The following is an 822-nucleotide window of genomic DNA, read 5'->3' on the forward strand; positions in this document are numbered from 1 at the left end:
CTCATTGGCATGCCTCGCAGGTTTCGGGGTTTTCCAGGGAGCAGGCGACCGCTTCGGCGGCCGGGGTCGCGGTCACGGTCGTTTGGGCGATGCGGGTGGCCGGGCGTGACCGCAGGTAGTAGGTGGTCTTCAAACCACTGCGCCAGGCGTAGGCGTACATCGAGGACAGCTTCCCGATGGTCGGGCTCGCCATGAACAGGTTCAGCGACTGGGACTGGTCGACATACGGGGTGCGGGCGGCGGCCAGGTCGATCAGCGCCTTTTGCGGCAGCTCCCACACGGTCCGGTACAACACACGCAGATCGGCGGGGAGTCCCCCGATGCCCTGGACCGACCCGTCCGCGCGTTTGATCGCGTCCCGGACCCGGCCCGTCCACAGCCCCCGCTCCTTCAGATCCGCCACCAGATAGGTGTTGATCTGCAAAAACTCCCCCGACAACGTCTCACGCTTGAAAACGTTGGACACCTGCGGCTCGATACACTCAAAACAACCCGCGATGGAAGCGATCGTCGCGGTCGGCGCGATCGCCACCAGCAACGAATTACGCAACCCCACCTCACCGATCCGCGCGCGCAACGCATCCCACTCGCCCGGGTGCACCGGCGTCGCGTCCGGCCAGTGATCCGGGTGCAACACCCCACGCGCCGCACGCGTCTGCGCGTAGGAGGGGTGCGGGCCGTGCGCGGCGGCCAGCGCGGCCGACTCCCCGTACGCCGCGAGCGCGATCTCCTCGGCGATCCGGGTGGACAGCGCCAGCGCCTCGGGCGAGTCGAACGCCAGCCGGAGCCGGAAGAACACATCCGCCAGCCCCATCACCCCCA

Annotated in this window: 1 protein-coding gene; it reads right to left on the reverse strand. The window is 68.1% G+C overall.

Going from position 1 to position 822, the window contains the following annotated elements:
• Position 1: 1 nt before the first annotated feature.
• A partial coding sequence (locus ACFFNX_RS50615; RefSeq protein ID WP_512699893.1) for a ribonucleotide reductase barrel domain-containing protein occupies positions 2–822 on the reverse strand: 821 nt, incomplete at its 5' end.

Origin of the sequence: Actinoallomurus acaciae (assembly GCF_042429965.1) — a bacterium.
In the GTDB taxonomy this organism is placed as follows: domain Bacteria; phylum Actinomycetota; class Actinomycetes; order Streptosporangiales; family Streptosporangiaceae; genus Actinoallomurus; species Actinoallomurus acaciae.